Annotated in this window: 19 protein-coding genes, 2 pseudogenes and 1 riboswitch; of the genes and pseudogenes, 1 reads left to right on the forward strand and 20 read right to left on the reverse strand. The window is 63.9% G+C overall.

Features of this window, described 5'->3' with window-relative positions:
• Positions 1-15: 15 nt before the first annotated feature.
• The 3 genes from ABT23_RS11315 to ABT23_RS11325 form a co-directional block, all read right to left on the reverse strand.
• Positions 16-765 carry a GNAT family N-acyltransferase gene (locus tag ABT23_RS11315; RefSeq protein WP_296635196.1) on the reverse strand — a complete coding sequence of 250 codons (750 nt, stop codon included), beginning with the start codon at positions 763-765 and terminating at the stop codon, positions 16-18.
• Between the two features lie 119 nt (positions 766-884).
• Positions 885-1,349 (reverse strand): glycine zipper 2TM domain-containing protein, encoded by a 465-nt coding sequence (locus ABT23_RS11320; protein WP_296635200.1) that lies wholly within the window; start codon positions 1,347-1,349, stop codon positions 885-887.
• A 65-nt stretch (positions 1,350-1,414) separates the two neighbouring features.
• Positions 1,415-2,347: a carbohydrate kinase family protein gene (locus ABT23_RS11325; RefSeq protein ID WP_296635201.1), complete on the reverse strand. Its 933-nt coding sequence runs from the start codon at positions 2,345-2,347 to the stop codon at positions 1,415-1,417.
• Between the two features lie 119 nt (positions 2,348-2,466).
• On the opposite strand from ABT23_RS11325, the gene ABT23_RS11330 reads away from it, so the two are divergent.
• Positions 2,467-3,354, forward strand: coding sequence for a zinc dependent phospholipase C family protein (locus ABT23_RS11330; protein ID WP_296635203.1), 888 nt, complete (start codon positions 2,467-2,469; stop codon positions 3,352-3,354).
• 19 nt (positions 3,355-3,373) lie between these two features.
• Here the strand turns inward: ABT23_RS11330 and ABT23_RS11335 are convergent, their stop codons facing one another.
• The 17 genes and pseudogenes from ABT23_RS11335 to ccsB form a co-directional block, all read right to left on the reverse strand.
• Positions 3,374-3,919 carry a phosphatase PAP2 family protein gene (locus tag ABT23_RS11335; RefSeq protein ID WP_296635205.1) on the reverse strand — a complete coding sequence of 182 codons (546 nt, stop codon included), beginning with the start codon at positions 3,917-3,919 and terminating at the stop codon, positions 3,374-3,376.
• Positions 3,920-3,929: 10 nt separating this feature from the next.
• Complete coding sequence (locus ABT23_RS11340; protein ID WP_296635208.1) at positions 3,930-5,180, reverse strand: glycosyltransferase family 1 protein; 1,251 nt, start codon at positions 5,178-5,180, stop codon at positions 3,930-3,932.
• Positions 5,181-5,237: 57 nt separating this feature from the next.
• Complete coding sequence (locus ABT23_RS11345; protein WP_296635210.1) at positions 5,238-6,692, reverse strand: hypothetical protein; 1,455 nt, start codon at positions 6,690-6,692, stop codon at positions 5,238-5,240.
• Between the two features lie 164 nt (positions 6,693-6,856).
• The gene (locus tag ABT23_RS11350; protein WP_296635213.1) at positions 6,857-7,234 is read right to left on the reverse strand and encodes a diacylglycerol kinase; all 378 of its coding nucleotides are present in this window, start codon (positions 7,232-7,234) and stop codon (positions 6,857-6,859) included.
• Positions 7,231-8,754: an aminomethyl-transferring glycine dehydrogenase subunit GcvPB gene (gene gcvPB, locus ABT23_RS11355; RefSeq protein ID WP_296635266.1), complete on the reverse strand. Its 1,524-nt coding sequence runs from the start codon at positions 8,752-8,754 to the stop codon at positions 7,231-7,233. Before gcvPB ends, ABT23_RS11350 begins: the two co-directional genes overlap by 4 nt.
• A 48-nt stretch (positions 8,755-8,802) precedes the next feature.
• Positions 8,803-9,294: a thiol peroxidase gene (gene tpx / locus ABT23_RS11360; protein ID WP_296635216.1), complete on the reverse strand. Its 492-nt coding sequence runs from the start codon at positions 9,292-9,294 to the stop codon at positions 8,803-8,805.
• A 72-nt stretch (positions 9,295-9,366) separates the two neighbouring features.
• The gene (locus ABT23_RS11365; protein ID WP_018509094.1) at positions 9,367-9,651 is read right to left on the reverse strand and encodes a DUF3144 domain-containing protein; all 285 of its coding nucleotides are present in this window, start codon (positions 9,649-9,651) and stop codon (positions 9,367-9,369) included.
• Between the two features lie 12 nt (positions 9,652-9,663).
• Positions 9,664-11,051, reverse strand: a pseudogene (gcvPA, locus tag ABT23_RS11370) (aminomethyl-transferring glycine dehydrogenase subunit GcvPA).
• Positions 11,052-11,143: 92 nt separating this feature from the next.
• A pseudogene (gene gcvH, locus ABT23_RS11375) lies at positions 11,144-11,537 on the reverse strand (glycine cleavage system protein GcvH).
• 76 nt (positions 11,538-11,613) lie between these two features.
• Positions 11,614-12,696, reverse strand: coding sequence for a glycine cleavage system aminomethyltransferase GcvT (gene gcvT, locus ABT23_RS11380; RefSeq protein WP_296635219.1), 1,083 nt, complete (start codon positions 12,694-12,696; stop codon positions 11,614-11,616).
• A gap of 165 nt (positions 12,697-12,861) precedes the next feature.
• A riboswitch (glycine riboswitch) is annotated at positions 12,862-12,950 on the reverse strand.
• A gap of 46 nt (positions 12,951-12,996) precedes the next feature.
• Entirely contained in the window at positions 12,997-14,019 is a 1,023-nt protein-coding gene (locus ABT23_RS11385) for a zinc-ribbon and DUF3426 domain-containing protein (protein ID WP_296635221.1), read from the reverse strand.
• The gene (prmA, locus tag ABT23_RS11390; RefSeq protein ID WP_296635228.1) at positions 14,016-14,906 is read right to left on the reverse strand and encodes a 50S ribosomal protein L11 methyltransferase; all 891 of its coding nucleotides are present in this window, start codon (positions 14,904-14,906) and stop codon (positions 14,016-14,018) included. The genes ABT23_RS11385 and prmA overlap by 4 nt, the downstream gene beginning before the upstream one ends.
• A 71-nt stretch (positions 14,907-14,977) precedes the next feature.
• Complete coding sequence (accC, locus tag ABT23_RS11395; RefSeq protein WP_296635231.1) at positions 14,978-16,333, reverse strand: acetyl-CoA carboxylase biotin carboxylase subunit; 1,356 nt, start codon at positions 16,331-16,333, stop codon at positions 14,978-14,980.
• A gap of 251 nt (positions 16,334-16,584) precedes the next feature.
• Complete coding sequence (gene accB / locus ABT23_RS11400; RefSeq protein ID WP_296635268.1) at positions 16,585-17,031, reverse strand: acetyl-CoA carboxylase biotin carboxyl carrier protein; 447 nt, start codon at positions 17,029-17,031, stop codon at positions 16,585-16,587.
• Positions 17,000-17,530, reverse strand: coding sequence for a type II 3-dehydroquinate dehydratase (gene aroQ, locus ABT23_RS11405; protein ID WP_296635234.1), 531 nt, complete (start codon positions 17,528-17,530; stop codon positions 17,000-17,002). Before aroQ ends, accB begins: the two co-directional genes overlap by 32 nt.
• Positions 17,531-17,588: 58 nt before the next feature.
• Complete coding sequence (locus tag ABT23_RS11410) at positions 17,589-18,116, reverse strand: TlpA disulfide reductase family protein (protein WP_296635238.1); 528 nt, start codon at positions 18,114-18,116, stop codon at positions 17,589-17,591.
• 112 nt (positions 18,117-18,228) lie between these two features.
• A complete protein-coding gene (gene ccsB, locus ABT23_RS11415; RefSeq protein WP_296635240.1) occupies positions 18,229-19,368 on the reverse strand; it encodes a c-type cytochrome biogenesis protein CcsB in 1,140 nt (379 codons plus the stop codon).
• Positions 19,369-19,372: the final 4 nt, after the last annotated feature.

Here is a 19,372-nt window from a genome sequence, read left to right on the forward strand (position 1 = left end):
CGTTCATTGTAAGACTCATCCGATGAGACGGCGGGCATAGTTGCGGTTGAGTTGCGCCATCGGCAGCAGCATCAAGAGATCGGCCGTATTGAAATCGGGATCCCACGCCGGTTCGCCGCATACCATCGCGCCGAGCCGGGTGTAGCCCTTGATCAGCGGCGGCAGCGTTGCGGTCTGGCCTTCGTCGAGCGACTCGACGGGCAGGCGGTAGCGTGGCGTGGCGCGCCATTCGATCGGCGCGAGATGACGTTGGATGATCTGGCGGTACACGCTGGCCGCGACATGGCCGCCGTCCGCCATGCCGATGCTGGCGCAGCCGACGATGTATTCGTAGCCATAGCGCGTCATATAGTCAGCCAGCCCGATCCACAGGCGGGCGATGACGGCACCGCTGCGGTGCGCCGGATGCACGCACGAGCGTCCCAGTTCGGCCATGCGCGGGCGCAGGAAGTGCAAGCGGGTCAGGTCGAATTCCTGTTCGGAATAATAGCTGCCGACGCGTTTGGCGGCGTCGGGCGGCAGGATGCGATAGGTGCCGACGATTTCGCCGCTGGCCAAGTCGCGTACCAGCAGATGGTCGCAGAAAGGGTCATACAGATCGATATCGTGCCCCGGCAGAACGGAGGACAGACGCGCGCCCATCTCCTCGGCAAACACCTTGTGACGCAGGCGCTGCGCTTCGCGGATTTCGTTGTCGTCCACCGCCAGCGAGATGTGGTAGCGGCTGGCGGAAAGGGATGGTTGGGCGCTGAGAACGTCGAGCATGGGGCACTCCCATTGATGGAATGCGCCCAGCTTAGAGATCGGGTGTTAACCCGGCGTGACGTTCAGGTTTCGGAACGATGAACTACGAATCAGGGGATCCCGGGAGATCGGGCCCGGCTTCAGTGCGATACGCGTGTCGTTCCCCCACCCGACAATACCCGTACGCGATCGCCTACCCGGAATTCCTCGTCCGCCGCCTGGGTGATGGCGAGCATCCGCCCTGAATCGAGCTTGACCGTGATTTCCACGCCTTTCTGGCGCGTGGTTGCCTCTTCCGCGGCTGCACCGCCCAATCCGCCCAGTACCGCGCCAATCGCCGCACCGACCACGCTGCCCTTGCCGCTGCCTACCGTGCTGCCGGCCACACCGCCGACGACGGCGCCCGCGCCTGCACCGATCGGCGTCTTGGTCCCTTCGATATTCACCTCACGCACCGACTCCACCACGCCCATCTGCACCTCCTGGACGGCCCGGGTCTGGTCGCGGCTGTAGTCCTTGCCGCCGACGCCGCTGGCGCAGCCGCCAAGTAGTGCCAAGCTGGCTGTCATCAGGGTGACGGCAACGATGGTTGGGGTCTTCTTCATGGTGCGGGTCCTGTAGTTGCACATGTTTCACTATAGGCGGTGTGACCGTCGATTCTCGGCGTGGTTCAGAGCGTTTTGCCAAACGTGATCTTGAGCCGTCCGGCGATTTCCTGTCGGCTCGGCGCGTGGTTCTGACCGCCGCGGTGCTCGATTTTGATCGCCCCCATCACGCTTGCCAGCTGGCCCGCGGTTTCCCAATCCAGCCCGTGCGTGATGCCATACAGAATACCGCTGCGGTAGGCGTCGCCGCAGCCAGTGGGGTCGAGGATGGCCGCCGGCCGCACGGCCGGGATGTCGATCTGCCCGCCGGCCGTGTGGATCACAGAACCTTCGCCGCCGCGTGTCACGATCAGCGCCTCGACGTGGCGTGCAAGCGTGGCCAGATTTTCCCCGGTGCGGCTCTGCAGCAGCTCGGCTTCGTAATCATTGAGGATGACGTAGCTGGATTTGTGGACGCACTCCAGCAGTTCCTCGCCGGAAAACAGCGGCATACCCTGGCCCGGGTCGAACACGCATGGCACCCCCGCCTCGTGAAAGCCGCGCACGTGGCGCAGCATGCCGTCGCGGCCGTCCGGGGCGACGATGCCCAGCTTGAGATCCAGCACCTGGCGCACGTCGTTCTCGTGCGAGTAGTTCATCGCGCCGGGGTGGAAGGCGGTGATCTGGTTGTCGTCGAGGTCGGTGGTGATGAAAGCCTGCGCGGTGTAGGTGCCGGCGACATGGTGGATGTAGTCGCGCGGAATCGCCAAGGCGTCGAGACGCTCGGCATAGGCGGCGAAGTCGTCGCCCACGGTCGCCATGATCAGCGGCTCGCCGCCCAGCAGTTTGAGGTTGTAGGCGATATTGCCCGCGCAGCCGCCGTACTCGCGGCGCATCTCCGGCACCAGGAACGACACGTTCAGCATGTGGATCTTGTCGGGCAGGATGTGGTGCTTGAAGTGATCCTGGAACACCATGATGGAATCGAAGGCGAGGGAACCGCAGATGAGGGTGCGCATGATGGGTGGGTGTGGGCTGAAAACGACAGCCCGGATTATACGCAGCCGGTTGGCCGGGATTCACGGAAGATTCATGCGCCTGACAGCGCAGGTTCACGCAGCGCGGCCATGCTGCGCGCATGAACGTTGCCGCCCATGCCCACACCCGCCGTACCGCCTTGCTCTGGTCGGTGCCTGCGCTGCTGTTTGCCAGCGATGCGCTGGCATGGGGGCTGATGACCCATGTGTACTTTGCGCAATTGCTGGTATGGGGCGTACCCCTGCTCGATCCTGCGCTGCGCCGCGCGGTGCGACGGTTTCCGCAGCGCCTGAGGGCCGGCGCCTGCCTGCCCGATCTGGCGCTGGTGGGCACGACTGCGGGGACTCGCGCATTCGACGCCAGCCACCGCTGGGAGACCGCCCACGCGCTATTGGATGCGGCGCACGACGACGAATCGCGGGCCTGTGCAGTCGGTGCAATGAGCCATCTGTGGGTCGACATCATTGCGCACAATCATTTCGTTCCCGCTCACGAGCATCTGTGGTGGAACGTGCCGATGCTCACGCATGCCGCCGCGGAATGGGCGATGGACCATCATATCTCGCGCCATCTGTTCAGTTCGTCAGCCCCGCTGTTGCAGATCGACGACTGGCTGGTGGACTATGTGGCGTGCAACTTCGATTGCTCGTCCGCCGCTAGCCGACGGGCAATCCGCCAGCTATCGAGTGCCGAACGCCTGTTGCGGCAGAGCCGCCTGCCCCATGCGCTGCATGGCGTAGGGTGCGTGCTGGATCGCAAGCTTGCCACGCGTTTCGATTACTACATCCAGGAAGTGACGGCCCGGTTGCCGCAGATGAACCGGGTGCTGGCCGGCGAGGCGCCCGCCTGGTTGCCGGATTGTCCGCCGGTGGCGGTGGCACGCGAACGCATCGCCGCGCACGCGCCGGAACTGGTGGCATGCCGGTTGCCGCTGCCTGGGGATCTGTTCGAAGCTGAGGTTCAGCCGCGTTTCCGCAACGCAGCCTGAGGTTTTTAAGACAGGCGCCCTACAGCGCCAGCGAGAGGGCGGCGATCGTGCCGCCAAGCAGCGCACCCACCAGGACATCGCTCACGTAGTGCAGTCCCAGTACCAGCCGTGACAGCGCGACCAGCGCGGTGAAGGGCCATACCAGCCATCCCAGTGCCGGGTAATAGGCCGTGGCGACCGCGCTGAAGACCACAGCATGCAGGGTGTGGCCGGAGGGAAAACTGAAGCGGTCGAGCGGTGCGGTCAGGCAACAGATCGACGGGCAGGCCTGATAGGGGCGCGGACGTTCGGTAGCGCCTTTCAGCCATTTGTAGACGAGCGTGCCGACGAGTCCGGCCGTGATCATGTGGAGCACGGCCGGCAGGGCGTCCCATCCGTTCCAGGCGATCAGCGCCAGCATCAGCGCATACCAGAACACCCCGTCGCCGAGCCGGCTGGCGAGTCGTAGCAGGCCGACCTCCCAGTCGGGCAGGCGCACGCCGTTGAGGCGCTCCAGCCAGGCATGTTCGCGTGCGGCCAGTCGATCGAGGCCGTGGTGGGCAACCAGACTCAGACGATTTTGCATGGCGGAATCCTCATGAACGGACTGTCGGGGCCGCGGCAGGCCAATCCAGCTGGGGTTCGGTCGCGGGTTCGGGGTGGGCGAGACGCAGCAGCACCCGCTCGAAACTGTCGATGATGGCGTCCCACGACAATTGGGCGGCACGCGCGGCTGCAGCGGTGCCCAATCGGCGTTGCCGTGCGACATCAGGAGCCAGCGATGCCGCCTGGGCGATGAACGCCGCTTGATCCTCGGGCGCGACCTTGAGGCCGTTTTCGTCGTGCCGGATGATTTCTTCGGCGGCTGCGCAATCGTAGGCCACCACCGCGAGGCCGGAGGCCATCGCCTCGATCGTCACGTTGCCCCAGGTCTCGGTCAGGCTGGGGAACAGGAACACGTCGCCCGAGGCGTAATGTGCCGCTAGCGTCTCGCCGACCTGGGTGCCGCAGAATATCGCATCGGGCCGTTTGGCCTGCCAGCCGGCGCGTTCCGGGCCGTCGCCCACCAGCACCAGGCGGGTGGCCGGGTGCGCCTGATTCATGGCATCGAAGGCGCTGAACACCAGGGACAGATTCTTCTCGGCTGCCAGGCGACCCACGTACAGCACCGCAGTCTCGTTCTCGCCCACGCCCCACTGCGCGCGCAAGGCCGCATCGCGGCGGCCAGGGTGGAACAGTTGCGTGTCCACCCCGCGCCCGATGATCTCGATGTTCTCGTAGCCATGCGCCAGCAGTTCGCGGCGGATGCCTTCGGTCGGCACCAGCGTGACGGCGGCCTTGTTATGGAATTTGCGCAGATAGGCGACGATGGCGCGGCGCAGCAGGCCGAAGCCGTAGTGGCTGCTGTAGCTGTGGAAATTGGTGTGGAAGTCGCTCGCCACCGGCAGGCGCAGTTTGTTGGCGGCCGCCAGCGCCGACCAGCCGAGCGGACCTTCGGTGGCGATCTGTACCACGTCCGGACGCTGCCGGGTCCACAGCCGGGTCAGCGCGGCTTTCGCCGGCAGACCCATCTTCAGGCCTTCGTAACGCGGCAGCGCGATGCCACGTTGCAAATGTTCGCTGAGGGTGGCGGTGGGCTGCGGTTGGTCGTCGGAATGCTGGCGCGGACGGATCAACTGCACCTGGTGATTGCGTACCTGCAGGCCGTTGACCAGGCGGCCGAGCGTCATCGCCACGCCATTGACTTCGGGCGGGTAGGTTTCGGTCACCACCGCAATGCGCAGTTGCGGGCGCATGGACGGAAGCGTCTGGCAGGTGAATTCGGCGGCATCCATGGGGCGCAGCATGCCCCTGCCGTGCGACAAACAGATGACGCCGAAGTGATGGTTTGGTGAAGCGGGTGCTCAGGCCGCGAGCGGCAAAGCGTCCTGCGCGATCGAGCGCAGCAGCAGGATGTCGCGGTAGGCGCCCGGTTCGAAGCCGATGCGCGTGCCGCCCCGGTTGTCGTAAATCAAATCGTGGAAGAAGGCCTCGATATCCGGGGTATTCCAGACTTTCACCAACTGTTCCAGCAGGTGCGGATACGCCTCCAGCCCCTGGCCGGCTTCGTTGTCCTGGGAAATCGGATGGTCGGTGAGGTTGACGTTGAAATAGCGGCGGCATTCGGCGCTGGCGGCTGCATAGCCGGCGGTATCGCCTTCGCGGTGCAGCAGGTCGAGCAGCAGCAGCCAGGGTACCGGCGACTCGGTCGGCGTGGCGCGCAGATGCTCCTGCAGCAGATGGATGGCCAGGTCGCCATGCCCGAAGGCCATGAACACTTCGGCCTGGTCAAGAACATCTTCCTTGACTTCGGTGCCGCTGGTTTGCTGAGGCGGGGCGATTTCCGGCATGCGCGGGGAAACGGACGGCGGTTCAGCCGGCATGTCGGCGCTCAATTCAGATAGCGTTTTCTCCGGCATTCCCGTTTGCGTCCAGGGCGTGTCGCCCAGCGTGGGCCGGGCGGAGCGGGTGCGGCGCAGCAGCCAGGCGGCCAGCGCAATCAAGCTGGCCACGATCGCCATCGCCAGCAGATACAGCGGCCACTGGGCGGGTTGCGAGGACGTGGCAGGCGCGGGTGCCGTCGTGGGGGTGGCATGCCGGGCGGCTTCGAGCTCGGCATTGCGGCGCTGCAACGCGGCGAGTTGGGCCTCCAGGTGCGCAAGTTTGCGGCCCAATGCCGTGTTTTCATCGGACAGTTCGGTGGCGGTCAGGCCATCGAGGCGCGGCTGCGTCAGGTCGGGCAGGCGCGTGTCGAGACGCAGCGCCACTGGCGTATCGTTCTGGCTGGATAGCTCGTGCTTTCCGGACAGCACCAGGCGCGGGACGCTTTCTTTCGGCGCGGCATGCACGCGGGGCGGGGTCTGGGTCCGCGCGGCCGCGTTCGGCGGTCGCGCGATGGACGTGGCCGCGCGATGGGACGGTCGATGGGCGCGTCGAGGTGAAACGGGACGGGATGGGGCAGCGGCGGGCGCCGGTCCGGTTTGCGCGCTTGCAACGGGGACATTCTCGTTGAGGGGGGCTTCCGTCGCCACGGGTGGGTCGAGCAACACGACATACTCGCGTTGCAAGCGTACCTCGCAGTCCGAAACCAGCACGAACTGTACGATCGGATCATTTACCGGGTAGGACGTACGGATGAGCAGGCGCGTCTGATCCCCGGCCCGTTCGATACTCAGTTTTGCGCGGAGCGGCGGTGCGACGCTGTTTGCGCTGCTGCCGAGGCTGAAGCAGTCCGCTGTCGTGTCGGCGGTCGCGCCGAGCAGGGTGACGGTCGCATTCAGGGACCGGCCCAGTTGCGAATGTACATTGATGTCGCCCATGCCCAAGGCTGCGGCGGAGCCGGCCTGGCACAGACTCAGAAGAAAGCAAACAGTTTTGAGGTTCACACCGTCGGAAAATGATAAGGGGCGCACACCTCTATTCCGGCTAAGAACGCCACAACTTTAGGGTGCAGCGCCATATTGGCATGGTTTTTGTAATTCACTCAACCCAATAGTACAAGCGCCCACACGACGACCACGTTGGCCAGCGCGATCATCACGGCGGCACTCCCCATGTCCTTGGCGCGCTTGATGAGCTGGTGGTGCTCAAGGGAAATCCGGTCCACCGCGGCCTCGAGCGCCGAATTCAGCAATTCGACGATCAGCACCAGCAGCACCGCGCCGATCATCAGCGCGCGGCTTATCCCCGTCTGGCCCAGATAAAGCGCAAGCGGGATCATCAGCAGCGCCAGAAACACTTCCTGCCGGAAGGCATCCTCATGCCTGAACGCGGCGGTGAGCCCGGCCCACGAATAGCCCGCCGCGTTCAGCACGCGCCGCAGGCCGGTCTTGCCCTTGTAGGGGCTGACGGGGTCGGTCATGCGTGGGCGGAGGCGGCAGGTTTGTAGGCCAGATCGAGCTCGCGGGCGGCCTTGACGTCGTCTAGCCGCCGCACCGGCAGGCTGTAGGGCGCACCCTTCACCAGATCCGGGGTGGTCTCGGCCTCCCGTTTGATCGCTTTCATCGCCTCGATGAAGCCGTCGAGCGTTTCGCGGCTCTCGGTCTCGGTCGGCTCGATCAGGAGGCATTCCGGCACCAGCAGCGGGAAATAGGTCGTCGGGGCGTGGTAGCCATAGTCGAGCAGGCGCTTGGCGAAGTCCATCGCGGACACCCCGGTGGCGTCCTTCAGCTTTTTCAGCGTGACGATGAACTCGTGGCTGGCGCGGCGTTCGGGATAGGCGAGATCAAAGCCGGCCTCGCGCAGCTTCGCCATCAGGTAGTTGGCGTTGAGCGTGGCGTACTCGGCAACGCGGTGCATGCCCTCGCGGCCCAGCAGGCGCGCATACACGTAGGCGCGCATCAGCACGCCGGCGTTGCCCATGTTGGCCGACATGCGGCCGATCGACTGCGGCAGGTCGGCCTCGGTCGCCAGCCGGTAGAAACCGTTCTCGTTCAGCACCAGCGGGATCGGCATGAAGGGCAGCAGGCGCTGCGCCACGCCGACCGGGCCTGCACCGGGGCCGCCGCCGCCGTGTGGGGTGGAGAAGGTCTTGTGCAGGTTCATGTGGATAACGTCGAAGCCCATGTCGCCGGGGCGCACCTTGCCGAGAATGGCGTTGAGGTTGGCGCCGTCGTAGTAGAGCAGGCCGCCGGCGTCGTGGACGATCTTCTGGATGTCGGCGATCGTCTTCTCGAACACGCCGAGCGTCGACGGGTTGGTCAGCATCAGGCCCGCGGTCTGGGGGCCGACTGCGGCCTTGAGCGCGACCAGGTCGACGCTGCCGGTCGCGTCGGTGGGGATTTCCTTGACCGTGTAGCCGCACATGGTCGCCGTTGCCGGGTTGGTTCCGTGCGCCGCGTCCGGCACGATGATTTCCCTGCGGGCCGTGTCGCCGCGCGCGTCGTGGTAGGCGCGAATCATCGCCACCCCGGCGAATTCACCATGCGCACCCGCCATCGGCGCCATCGACACGCCGGCCATGCCGGTCACGTCCTTCAGCATTTCCTGCAGCTCGTACATGCTGGCGAGGAAGCCCTGGCCGGTCTCGTCCGGGCTCGCCGGATGACGCGCGAGGAACTGCGGCAGCATCGCCAGCGAATTGCACGCGCGCGGGTTGTACTTCATGGTGCACGAACCGAGCGGGTAGAACTGCGTATCGATGGAGAAATTCTTCTGCGACAGGCGCGTGTAGTGACGCACGACGTCAAGTTCAGAGACTTCAGGCAGCGCAGGCGCATCCTTGCGGCGCAATTCGGCGGGCAGGTCGTCGAGGCTGCCGCCAGCGGCGGGCAACTGGGCGGCGGCGGTGCGGCCGGGACGGGAATGGTCGAATATCAGCATGGTGGTTAGACGTAAGGCGTGAAGGGTGAGGGGCGAGGGGTGGGGCTGGGCAGGCGCGATGTTGTCTCGCAACCGTTCCTCACCCCTTTCCCCTCACGCCTCACGAATTTATTTCAATGCAGCCAGTGCAGCGTCGTAGTTCGGCTCCTGCTTGATCTCGGGAACGAGTTCGGCATGGAGTACCTTGTTGTGCTCGTCCAGCACCACGACTGCGCGCGCCGTGATGCCGGCCAGCGGGCCGCTGGTGATGGCGACGCCGTAGTTCTTCATGAACTCGGCACCGCGCATAGTCGACAGCGTGGTCACGTTGTTGGTGCTTTCGGCGCCGCAGAAGCGGCTCATTGCGAACGGGAGGTCGGCCGAGATGATCAGCACGGCGGTGTTGCCGACGGCTGCGTCGTTGAACTTCTTGGTCGACGTCGCACACACCGGGGTATCGAGGCTCGGCACGATGTTGAGGATTTTTTTCTTGCCGGCGAAATCGGCCAGCGAGACGTCGGCCAGATCCTTGTTGACCAGCTTGAAATCGGGCGCGGTGTCGCCGACTTTGGGGAAGCTGCCTGCGACGTCGATGGGGTTGCCGCCTAGAGTCACTGCCATGATTGCTCTCCTTGAATAAATCGATTAAATGCCGGGCACTAGAACGATAACGCCCGATCCATTTCCTGCCAATTAACTGCCGTGCTGGTCGTAGCGCGCCAGATGCTCATCCAGGTTCTCGCGCAGCATTTTTTCGTATTGGTCGAGGAAATAAGCGATCGCAGCCTCTTTTTCCGCGATCAGCTGTTCCTTGCTCTCTGATGCCGCCGTGATGACGAAGGCGTTGAATCTCGAGGCTGCAAATAGCGCGCATGCGCTGACCCGGCTGGGCTTCACCTCGTTCAGGTGGGTATTGGCCAACTGAATGAACGAGTCGGTCATATCCCAGAATTGCTTGTCCCGCAGTACATCGCTCATGCTTGACTCCAATCAGCTCTTGTACGCACACGGCGGGGCTTCGCGCCGTTTCGACAGGATACGTTCCATTTGTTGCGCGTAGTGGTCGAGATCCGCTGCGGTCTTGGTTTCGGTGACGCACACCAGGATTGCCTGTCCGAGTTCGGGATACCAGCCGGAGATGTCCAGTCCGCCAAGGATGCCCTGCGCACGCAGTGCGCGCAGCACGTCACGCGCGCTTGTGCCCTTCAGGGTATTGTCGTTGAGCTTCAACACCACTTCGTGGAAGAAGGGCGAAGCGAATGCGCGTGTGACGCCGGGAATCGCTGCGAGCTTGTCGGCCAGCGCCACGGTGTTGGCGTGGCTGTTGGCAGCGACTTTCGCCAAACCCTGCGGTCCCAGCAGCGACATGTACTGCGTCGCCGCGGTGACCACCAGGCCCTGATTGGTGCAGATGTTGGAGGTGGCCTTGGAACGGCGGATATGCTGCTCGCGTGCCTGCAGCGTCAGCGCGAAACCCGGCTTGCCGTCGAGGTCGACGGTACGGCCGACGATGCGCCCGGGCATCTGCCGCACGAACTCCTGGCGGCAGCACATGAAGCCGAAATAGGGGCCGCCCGAGGCCATCGGCGCGCCCAGCGGCTGGCCTTCGCCGACGGCGATGTCGGCGCCCACGATTTGATTATTCTGGCCGCCCCACTTGCCGGGTGCTTCCAGCACCGCCAGCGTGGTCGGGTTGACCAGTGCGATCGCCAGCGCGCCTTTCTCATGCGCCCAGTCGGTCATGGCGTGGACATCTTCCAGCACGCCGAAGAAGTTGGGCTGCGGGATCACCAGTCCGGCGAAGGCACCCGGGTCGGCCGGCAGCACCGTTTTTCCTGTAGCAGCGTCGTAGTCGAGCTCGACCAGTTCGATGCCCTGGTTCCTGACCGTGGTGTCGACCACGCGGCGATAGATCGGGTGCACCGTCTTCGGCACCAGCACGCGGCGCGAGGTCTTGTGCGAGCGGACCGCCATCAGCACTGCTTCGGCCAGCGCCGAGGCACCGTCATAGAGCGAGGCGTTCGAGACGTCGAGCCCGGTCAGCCGGGTCATCATGGTCTGGTATTCGTAGATCAGCTGCAGCGTGCCCTGGCTCGCTTCGGCCTGGTAGGGCGTGTAGGCGGAGTAGAACTCGCCGCGCGTGGAATGTGGTGCTCGTAGACACCGGCGCCGATGAAGTTGGACCAGAAGCCGTCCTGCGACGCGCGTTCCTGCATCAGTCGCGTTACTGCCATCTCGGGCAGGCCGTCGGGCACGTCCTTGAGCTTGCCGGTCTTCAGTGCGGGCGGGATTTCGTCGAACAGGTCTTCGATGCTTTTGGCGCCGATGGCGCCAAGCATGGCAGAGACGTCTTCTTCAGTGTGGGGGATGAAGGGCATTTTATTGGGGAGAGGTGATAGGGGTTAGGGGTGAGGAATGCGCTGGCGCAAGAGGGGGTTCCTGACGCCTTACCCCTCACGCCTCACCGTCATCAATGCGCTTCGGACTCGACCAGCTTCTGGTAAGCCGCGGCGTCGAGCAGTTCGGCGACATCGCCGGCATTGGTGGGCTTGAGCTTGAACATCCAGGCAGGCACTGTAGGCGTCCTTGTTCACGGACTCGGGGCTGGATTCCACGTCGCCATTGGCAGCAATCACTTCGCCGGCCACGGGCGCGTAGACGTCGGATGCGGCCTTGACCGACTCGACCACGGCGCATTCCTCGCCCTTGGCAAGCGTGCGGCCGGTGGCCGGATTTTCGATAAAGACCATGTCGCCGAGCAGATCCTGCGCGTGATGGGTGATGCCCACGGTCAACGTGCCGTCGGCTTCGACGCGCACCCATTCGTGGCTGGGGGTGTATTTGAGGTCAGCGGGAATGCTCATGGTTTCTCCAGGTAAGGGGTTAGGGGTAAGGCGTGAGAAGCGGTTGCTATGCACCTGACCCCTCACGCCTCACGCCTCACGAAATTAAAACTTTGCCGTTGCGCACGAACGGATACTTCACCACTTTGGCTTTCAGTTTCTTGTCGCGGATCTCGACTTCGACTTCCTCGCCCGGGGCGATGCCGAGCGGGATGCGGGCGAGCGCGATCGATTGCTGCATCGTAGGCGAAAACGTGCCGGAGGTGATTTCGCCGTCTCCATTTTTCGTCAGCACTTTCTGATGGCTGCGCAGCACGCCCTTGTCGAGCAGCACGAGGCCGGCAAGCTGCTTCGTGACTTCGCTTGCCTCGAGCGCCTTGCGGCCGACGAAGTCGCGCTCGGTCTTCAGGTCCACCGTCCACGCCAGGCCGGATTCCAGCGGCGAGGTGGTCTCGTCCATGTCCTGGCCGTAGAGGTTCATCCCCGCTTCCAGGCGCAACGTGTCGCGCGCGCCGAGGCCGATCGGCTTGCCGCCGGCTTCCATCAGCGCCTTCCAGAAGAAGGGCGCGGACTTCGCCAGCACCATCACCTCGAAGCCGTCCTCGCCGGTGTAGCCGGTGCGGGCAATGAACATCTCGCCCATGGCGGCAGCGTTGAAAGGCTTGAGGCTGGCCGTGATCTGGTCGACGCCGGGCAGGGCTTCGTTGAGGACGCGCGTGGCGTCGGGGCCCTGGATCGCGATCATCGCGAGGTCGCGGCGCGGCGTCAGTGTGAGGCCCATGTCCCAGTCGGCGTTTTGCTTTTCCATCCAGGCGAGATCCTTCTCCGCGGTGCCGGCGTTGACCACCAGGCGGAACCAGGATTCGTCCATGAAGTAGATGATGAGGTCGTCGATGACGCCGCCGGCCTCGTTGAGCATGCAGGAATACAGCGCCTTGCCCGAGACCTGCAATTTGTCGACGTTGTTGGCGACCAGCCGTCGCAGGAAGGCGCGCACATTGGCACCGCGGATGTCGAGCGGCAGCATGTGGGAGACGTCGAACAGGCCGCATCCGGAACGCACGGTGTGGTGTTCCTCGATCTGCGAGCCGTAGTTGACCGGCATGTCCCAGCCGCCGAAGTCGACCATCTTGGCGCCGAGTTCGCGGTGAGTGGCGTTGAGCGGGGTTTGTTTGAGCATGGGGCACCAAAAATAAAAAAGGGTGAAGCGAGGATGCGCTCCACCCCTCTGTCCTTGGTACCTGAGAGATTACAGCGGCTGATCCAATGAACCAGCGGGCTGCTGCCCCTTCGGTGGCAGTTGCGCGGATCTGATCCAATTCGCGACTGCGCTCTCCAGAGTGTTCCGGTTGTTGCGGTCCTTTTGCCTGAGCGATTCCGGGTGGGTTACGCCTTCGGCGGCACGATGTTCATGCGCTCTCCCGCAACGGGAGTGCGCACTATACCGAAGAAGCGCTGGGCCGGCTAGCTTGACGCTATATCAATACGTCAGTTGCAGGTTGAAGCCCATCGGCGTCAGGTCGTGCACGGTCAGTGGCAGGCTCAGGGGCTGTTCGCTGCGCGCGGGAATGCCCGCGGCAATGCGCTGGGCGTCGCCAAGGTACTCGCTGGGGGCGAAGCTGCGGCGCGCGAGCGGACGGTTGTGCTGGTCGGTCAGGGTCAGCACGAGTACCGGCCAAGCCTGGACATGATTGGCGCGGTTGCCCAGGGTAAGCGTGAGTTTGAGGCGCCCGCTGGCCTCGGTTTGCAGGTCGGAGCCGACGATCTGCAGCAGCGCCAGGTTTTTGGGAAGCGAAAGTGTGCAGCCGAGCGCTGCGCAGGCTTGTTCGAGTGCGGGTCGGGTTTGCGGCAGCCGGCTCACCAGGGTGTCGCGCAGAAAATAAGTGGTTTGTGCCAGCAGCACGACAAGCAGCAACAGGCTCGCCGTTCCCCACACCCAGGGACTGAGGCGGCGGGGCGAGGACGGTATGCGTGCCTTGCCGGGCATCGGGGAGGCATATTCGATGCGGGCGGCGGGGGGCGCTTCAGCAGCGGTGGACCGGCGCAGGGGTGTGGCGGGTTCGGGCGGATAACCAGGGGTGGTGTGGATCTGCGGCAGTGGACCGGGGTCGTCCGGAACCGGAATGTCCGGGTCGATCAGTATGATCGAATCCAGGTCGAACGATGTCTCGCGCTGGACGATCCCGCGTGGGGTGTCGGCAACCGCAATGCTTTCCTCTTCTGGCAACGGTGCGGCAGGTGGTGCCTCGTCGGCCGTGTCCGGGGTGTCGGCAGTCGTGGCTTCTTGTTCGGCAGACGGGTGGGTTTCAGGCTGCGGAGGCGGTTCGACCAGCTCGGGTTCTGGCTGTGGCAGCGGCGAGCCGTCTTCCATGAGCAGGCTCAGCCGCGCATCGAAGGCCGTGCCGCACACGCTGCATTGTACCCAGCCCTGCGCGGCGTCGAGCTGGTCTGTGCCGAGACGGAATACGCTGGCGCAGTGCGGACAGGTGGTGCGGTAATTCACCGCTTGACGCCAGCCAGACGCACCCAGCCTTCATCGACGACGGGCGCTTGGAAGTCAAACCAGTCGCGGTAGACCGCCATGACCTCGTCGGCCTGTTCGGCCAGGATGCCGGACAACACCAGCCGTCCGCCGGCGCGTACCCGGCCGGCCAACAGCGGCGCCATGCCCTTGAGCGGATTGGTGAGGATGTTGGCGACGACGACGTCATATTGGCCCGGTGCGAGTTCGCCGGGCAGGCAGAAATGGGCGGAAACCTCGTTCAGCGCGGCGTTGTCGCGCGATGCGTCGACGGCCTGGGTATCGATGTCGACGCCGTCGACGCGCACGGCGCCCAGCTTGACCGCTGCGATGGCGAGAATGCCGGAGCCGCAACCATAGTCCAGCAGCGTTTCACCGCCGGCGAGCTGCGTATCCAGCCAGCGCAGGCACAGACGCGTGGTGGGATGGCTGCCGGTACCGAATGCCAGGCCGGGATCGAGCTTGAGGTTGATTGCGCGGCTGTCTGGCGCGTCGTGCCAAGTCGGCACGATCCACAGGCGCGGCGAGATCGGGATGGGATCGAACTGCGATTGCGTGAGGCGTACCCAGTCCTGCTCGGCCACGGTATCGACCGTGTAGTCGGTCGGAGCGGGAATGCCAGCCTGTTTTGCCGCAGCAGCCAGCGTTTCCGCCACGTCGGCATCTTCGTCCAGCAGTACCACCGCGATACTGTGCGGCCACAATTCGGCAGTCGGATGATCCGGTTCGCCGAACAGCGGGGTTTCGTCCACCGTACCGGCGTCGGCGTCTTCCAGCGACACCGATAGCGCACCCACATCCATCAGCGCGTCGGACAATGGCTCGGCCTGTTTGGATTCGACGAGGATGCGAACGGATTGCCAGGGCATAGGGGTGAGGCGTGAGGGGTTAGGCGGGATGGCGGTGCGTGGAGAGAGGACTGCGCCTCACTCCTTACGCCTCACCCCTCACGCTTCTCTCCCGCCAGCTTGTGCTCCAGATAATGGATGCTGGTGCCGCCGGCGATGAAAGCCGCATCGTTCATCAGTTCCTGGTGCAGCGGGATATTGCTGTGGATACCCTCGACCACCATTTCCATCAGCGCACCGCGCATGCGGGCGATGGCCTGGTCGCGGGTATCGCCGTAGGCGATCAGCTTGCCGATCATCGAGTCGTAATGCGGTGGCACGTAGTAGCCGTGGTAGACATGCGAATCGACGCGGATGCCAGGACCGCCGGGCGCATGGTAGTTGGTCAGCTTGCCGGGGCTGGGGACGAAGGTCGTCGGATGCTCGGCGTTGATGCGGCATTCGACGGCATGGCCCTTGAAGGTGATGTCCTTCTGTTTCCACGGCAGTTTCTCGCCAGCAGCGACGCGGATCTGCGTCTGCACGATGTCGATGCCGGTGATGAGCTCGGTCACCGGATGCTCGACCTGTACCCGGGTGTTCATCTCGATGAAATAGAACTCGCCGTTCTCGTAGAGGAACTCGAAGGTGCCGGCGCCGCGGTAGCCGATCTTGCGGCAGGCTTCGGCACAGCGTTCGCCGATCTTGTCTCGGAGCTTGGCGTCGAGCCCGGGGGCCGGCGCCTCTTCCAGCACCTTCTGGTGGCGGCGCTGCATCGAGCAGTCGCGTTCACCCAGGTGAACGGCGTTGCCGTGTTCATCGGCGAGGATCTGGATTTCGATGTGGCGCGGGGTCTGCAGAAATTTTTCCATGTAGACCATGGGATTGCCGAAAGCCGCCCCAGCTTCGGTCTTGGTCATGGTGACGGCGTTCAGCAACGCGGCTTCAGTATGCACGACGCGCATACCGCGGCCGCCGCCGCCGCCGGCTGCCTTGATGATGACCGGGTAGCCGATACGGGCGGCGGTCCGGACGATCTCGTCGGGATCGTCGGACAAGGCGCCGTCGGAGCCGGGCACGCACGGCACCTTGGCTTCGAGCATCGCCTGTTTGGCGGCGACCTTGTCGCCCATCAGGCGGATATTGTCGGGACGTGGGCCGATGAAGGTGAAGCCGGACGATTCCACGCGCTCGGCGAAGTCGGCATTTTCCGACAGGAAACCGTAGCCGGGATGGATGGCGGCGGCATCGGTGACTTCGGCGGCGGCGATGATCGAGGGCACGTGCAGATAGCTCTGTGCCGAGGGCGCCGGGCCGATGCAAACCGATTCGTCGGCCAGCTTCACATACTTGGCGTCGCGGTCGGCTTCGGAATACACAGCGACCGTCTTGATGCCCATTTCGCGGCAGGCGCGCTGGATACGCAGGGCGATTTCGCCGCGGTTTGCAATCAGAATCTTTTCAAACATTTGGGTTCTCCGCGGCGAAATCGCCCTGACGGCCTTCGGCCGTTGCGCGTTTTGGCTTCGCCGCTGCGCTGCCTGACGGCAGCTGGTCTCCGCGGTTGGCGATGAGGATTTTTTCAAACATGGTTTAGGGGGAGAGGCAGGATTCAGGATTCAGGATTCAGGGGATGCGCGGCATTGCCGCGTCAAATGAACGAGGCATGAAGCATCTTCCCTGACCCTGAATCCCTGACCCTGGCCTCTGAATCCTTTCCTCAAGCAATCACAAACAAGGGTTCGCCGTATTCCACCGGCTGACCATTTTCGACCAGGATGGCCTTGATGACGCCACCCTGATCCGCCTCGATCTCGTTCAGCAACTTCATTGCCTCGATGATGCACAGCGTGTCGCCGGCATTCACATTCTGGCCGACCTCGGCAAAGTTTTTGGAACCGGGCGCCGGAGCGCGGTAGAAGGTGCCGACCATAGGGGAACGCACGACATGCCCCTCGGGGACAGCGTCTTCCACCGGGGCCGCGACGGGGAGGGCCGCGACCGGGGCGGCCGTCTGTATCATTTGCGGTGCGTGCGCCATCATCATCGGCGCGCCGGCGATGCTTTTGGCGATGCGGACTTTTTCTTCGCCCTCGGTGATTTCCAGCTCGGCAATGCCCGAGGCTTCGACCAGGTCAATGAGCTTTTTCAGTTTTCTGAGATCCATGGGGGGTCCTGTTTTGAAGGTGACGCAGCGCATATTCCAGCGCCAGTTCGTAGCCGTGCGCGCCCAGACCGGACACCACGCCAACGGCGAGGTCGGAGAAATACGAGTGGTGGCGGAAGGATTCGCGCGCGTGAATATTGGAAAGATGAACTTCGACAAATGGAATGGCGGTCGCTGCCAGTGCGTCGCGCAGCGCAACGCTGGTGTGGGTGTAGGCCGCCGGATTGATGACGATGAAATCCACGTGGTCGCGGGCAGCCTCGTGCAGCCGGTCGATCAGGGCGCCTTCATGGTTGTGCTGAAAGGTTTCGACGTGTGCCCCGGAGGCTTCTCCCAGGCTGACCAACGCACGATTGATGTCGTCGAGCGTGGCGAGACCGTAATGTTTGGGTTCGCGGCTGCCCAGCAAATTGAGATTGGGGCCATGCAACACCAGGACATGTGGGCGCAGACTGGGGACCGATTTAGCCGACGTGCGGCTGGTTCGTTTGGTCGTCATGGCGGCGAGTTTGCCGTAAATGGGGGTAAATTGTCTAGATATTGACGCTAAATCACAACTATGAGTCGATTTTGTCCAGCGCTTGTTCGAGCGTGGCGCGCGGCAGCCGGCCCAGGTGGCTCAATGCGACATGGCCGTCGCGATCGAGCACGATCGTATACGGGAGCGCGCCGCTCGGATTGCCAAGCTGTCGGGCCAGGTTATGCGCGGCTCCTTCGCCGATCAGGATCGGATAATTGACGGACACGCGTTGCAGGAATTGTGCGACGTTGGTCGAATTGTCGATGGCGATGCCGACAAATTCCACGCCTTTGGGCCGATATTGGCTGCGCAGGGCAACGAAATCCGGTATTTCCTCGCGACACGGTGCACACCAACTGGCCCAGAAATTCAGTACGACGACCTGCCCGCGCCATTGTGACAGCGGTCGCCGGCGTCCTTGCGCATCCGGAAAACCGAGCTGCCACAGCCCCGAGACCGCGGACGCAGCGGGCGTTTTGGGCGCATAGCGTGTCTGCGCCAGCCAGATTCCCGCCGCCAACGCAGCCAGGACCAGGGGGAGGCCATACAGCAGTTTTTTTTGCATAGGGGATGGCGCGTCGTTAAGTTCCCCATCCTGAAAACAGGATGGGGACAGGGCGCTCAGGCAGCCTGGACTGCCGGGGGACGCGGGGAGACACAGCCATCAGGCCGGCTGTTTACAGCGTACCGTAGGAATGCAGGCCCGACAGGAACATGTTCACGCCGAGGAAGGCGAACGTCGTGACGAGCAGGCCGCCCAGCGCCCACCATGCGAGCATCGGTCCGCGCAGGCCCTTGACCAGGCGAATGTGCAGCCAGGCGGCATAATTGAGCCACACGATCAGCGCCCAGGTTTCCTTCGGGTCCCACGACCAATAGCCGCCCCAGGCTTCGGCTGCCCACATGGCACCGAGGATGGTGGCAATCGTGAAGAAGGCGAAGCCGATCGCGATGGATTTGTACATGATGTCGTCGATCACTTCCAGCTTGGGCAGACGGCTGGCGAGGATGCCGCGCTGCGCCAGCAGGTAGGCGGCGCCCAGCATGGCGGAAATCGAGAACGAGCCGTATCCGATGAAGTTGGCCGGGACGTGCAGCTTCATCCACCAGGATTTGAGTGCCGGTACCAGCGGCTGGATTTCATGTGCGCCGCGATCCAGGGCATACCACAGGATGAAGCCTACGGCTGCCGAGATCACCAGCAGCACGAAGGCGCCCATCTGCCTCGTCTGGTAACGCGCTTCGTAATACAGGTACAGCATCGCGGTGATCAGGCAGAACAGTACGAACACTTCGTACAGGTTGGAGACCGGAATATGGCCGACGTCGGTGCCGATGAGGTAGGACTCGTACCAGCGCACCATCAGGCCGATGAAGCCCAGTGCGACGGCAGACCATGTCATCGCGGTAGCCGTTTTCATCGTGAACGCGGAACGTGCCAGCAAACCTACCCAATAGGTCAGGGTGGCGAGCACGAACAAGGCGCACATCCACATGATGGCGGCCTGGCTGGAAATCAGGTACTTGAGGAAGAAGGCTTCATCCATGCGTGCCAGGTTGCCGTGGTACTGGCTGATGGCGAACAGGCTGACCGCGCCGACAATGATGAAGAGCGGGCGGAACGATTTCCAGAACCAGCCGAATACCGCCAGCGCCGGAATGGCCGCCAGCAGAATACCCTTTTCGTACGGATCCATGAATTCGCCGAAACGTGAGAGCGCGAACAGGCCGCTCGACGCAATGATGACAGCGAACAGCCAGTCGAACCACGACAGGCGCTTCAGGAGCGGGGCGGGTTGATGCAGGGCGAGTTCCATGATT

Origin of the sequence: Thiobacillus sp. SCN 63-57, assembly GCF_001725555.1 — a bacterium.
GTDB lineage: Bacteria > Pseudomonadota > Gammaproteobacteria > Burkholderiales > Thiobacillaceae > Thiobacillus.

Coding starts and splice junctions, on each gene's coding strand:
- ABT23_RS11315 (WP_296635196.1), bottom strand. CDS start 765: ATGCTCGACGTTCTCAGCGCCCAACCATCCCTTTCCGCCAGCCGCTAC.
- ABT23_RS11320 (WP_296635200.1), bottom strand. CDS start 1,349: ATGAAGAAGACCCCAACCATCGTTGCCGTCACCCTGATGACAGCCAGC.
- ABT23_RS11325 (WP_296635201.1), bottom strand. CDS start 2,347: ATGCGCACCCTCATCTGCGGTTCCCTCGCCTTCGATTCCATCATGGTG.
- ABT23_RS11330 (WP_296635203.1), top strand. CDS start 2,467: ATGAACGTTGCCGCCCATGCCCACACCCGCCGTACCGCCTTGCTCTGG.
- ABT23_RS11335 (WP_296635205.1), bottom strand. CDS start 3,919: ATGCAAAATCGTCTGAGTCTGGTTGCCCACCACGGCCTCGATCGACTG.
- ABT23_RS11340 (WP_296635208.1), bottom strand. CDS start 5,180: ATGCTGCGCCCCATGGATGCCGCCGAATTCACCTGCCAGACGCTTCCG.
- ABT23_RS11345 (WP_296635210.1), bottom strand. CDS start 6,692: ATGGGCGACATCAATGTACATTCGCAACTGGGCCGGTCCCTGAATGCG.
- ABT23_RS11350 (WP_296635213.1), bottom strand. CDS start 7,234: ATGACCGACCCCGTCAGCCCCTACAAGGGCAAGACCGGCCTGCGGCGC.
- tpx (WP_296635216.1), bottom strand. CDS start 9,294: ATGGCAGTGACTCTAGGCGGCAACCCCATCGACGTCGCAGGCAGCTTC.
- ABT23_RS11365 (WP_018509094.1), bottom strand. CDS start 9,651: ATGAGCGATGTACTGCGGGACAAGCAATTCTGGGATATGACCGACTCG.
- gcvT (WP_296635219.1), bottom strand. CDS start 12,696: ATGCTCAAACAAACCCCGCTCAACGCCACTCACCGCGAACTCGGCGCC.
- prmA (WP_296635228.1), bottom strand. CDS start 14,906: ATGCCCTGGCAATCCGTTCGCATCCTCGTCGAATCCAAACAGGCCGAG.
- accC (WP_296635231.1), bottom strand. CDS start 16,333: ATGTTTGAAAAGATTCTGATTGCAAACCGCGGCGAAATCGCCCTGCGT.
- accB (WP_296635268.1), bottom strand. CDS start 17,031: ATGGATCTCAGAAAACTGAAAAAGCTCATTGACCTGGTCGAAGCCTCG.
- aroQ (WP_296635234.1), bottom strand. CDS start 17,530: ATGACGACCAAACGAACCAGCCGCACGTCGGCTAAATCGGTCCCCAGT.
- ABT23_RS11410 (WP_296635238.1), bottom strand. CDS start 18,116: ATGCAAAAAAAACTGCTGTATGGCCTCCCCCTGGTCCTGGCTGCGTTG.
- ccsB (WP_296635240.1), bottom strand. CDS start 19,368: ATGGAACTCGCCCTGCATCAACCCGCCCCGCTCCTGAAGCGCCTGTCG.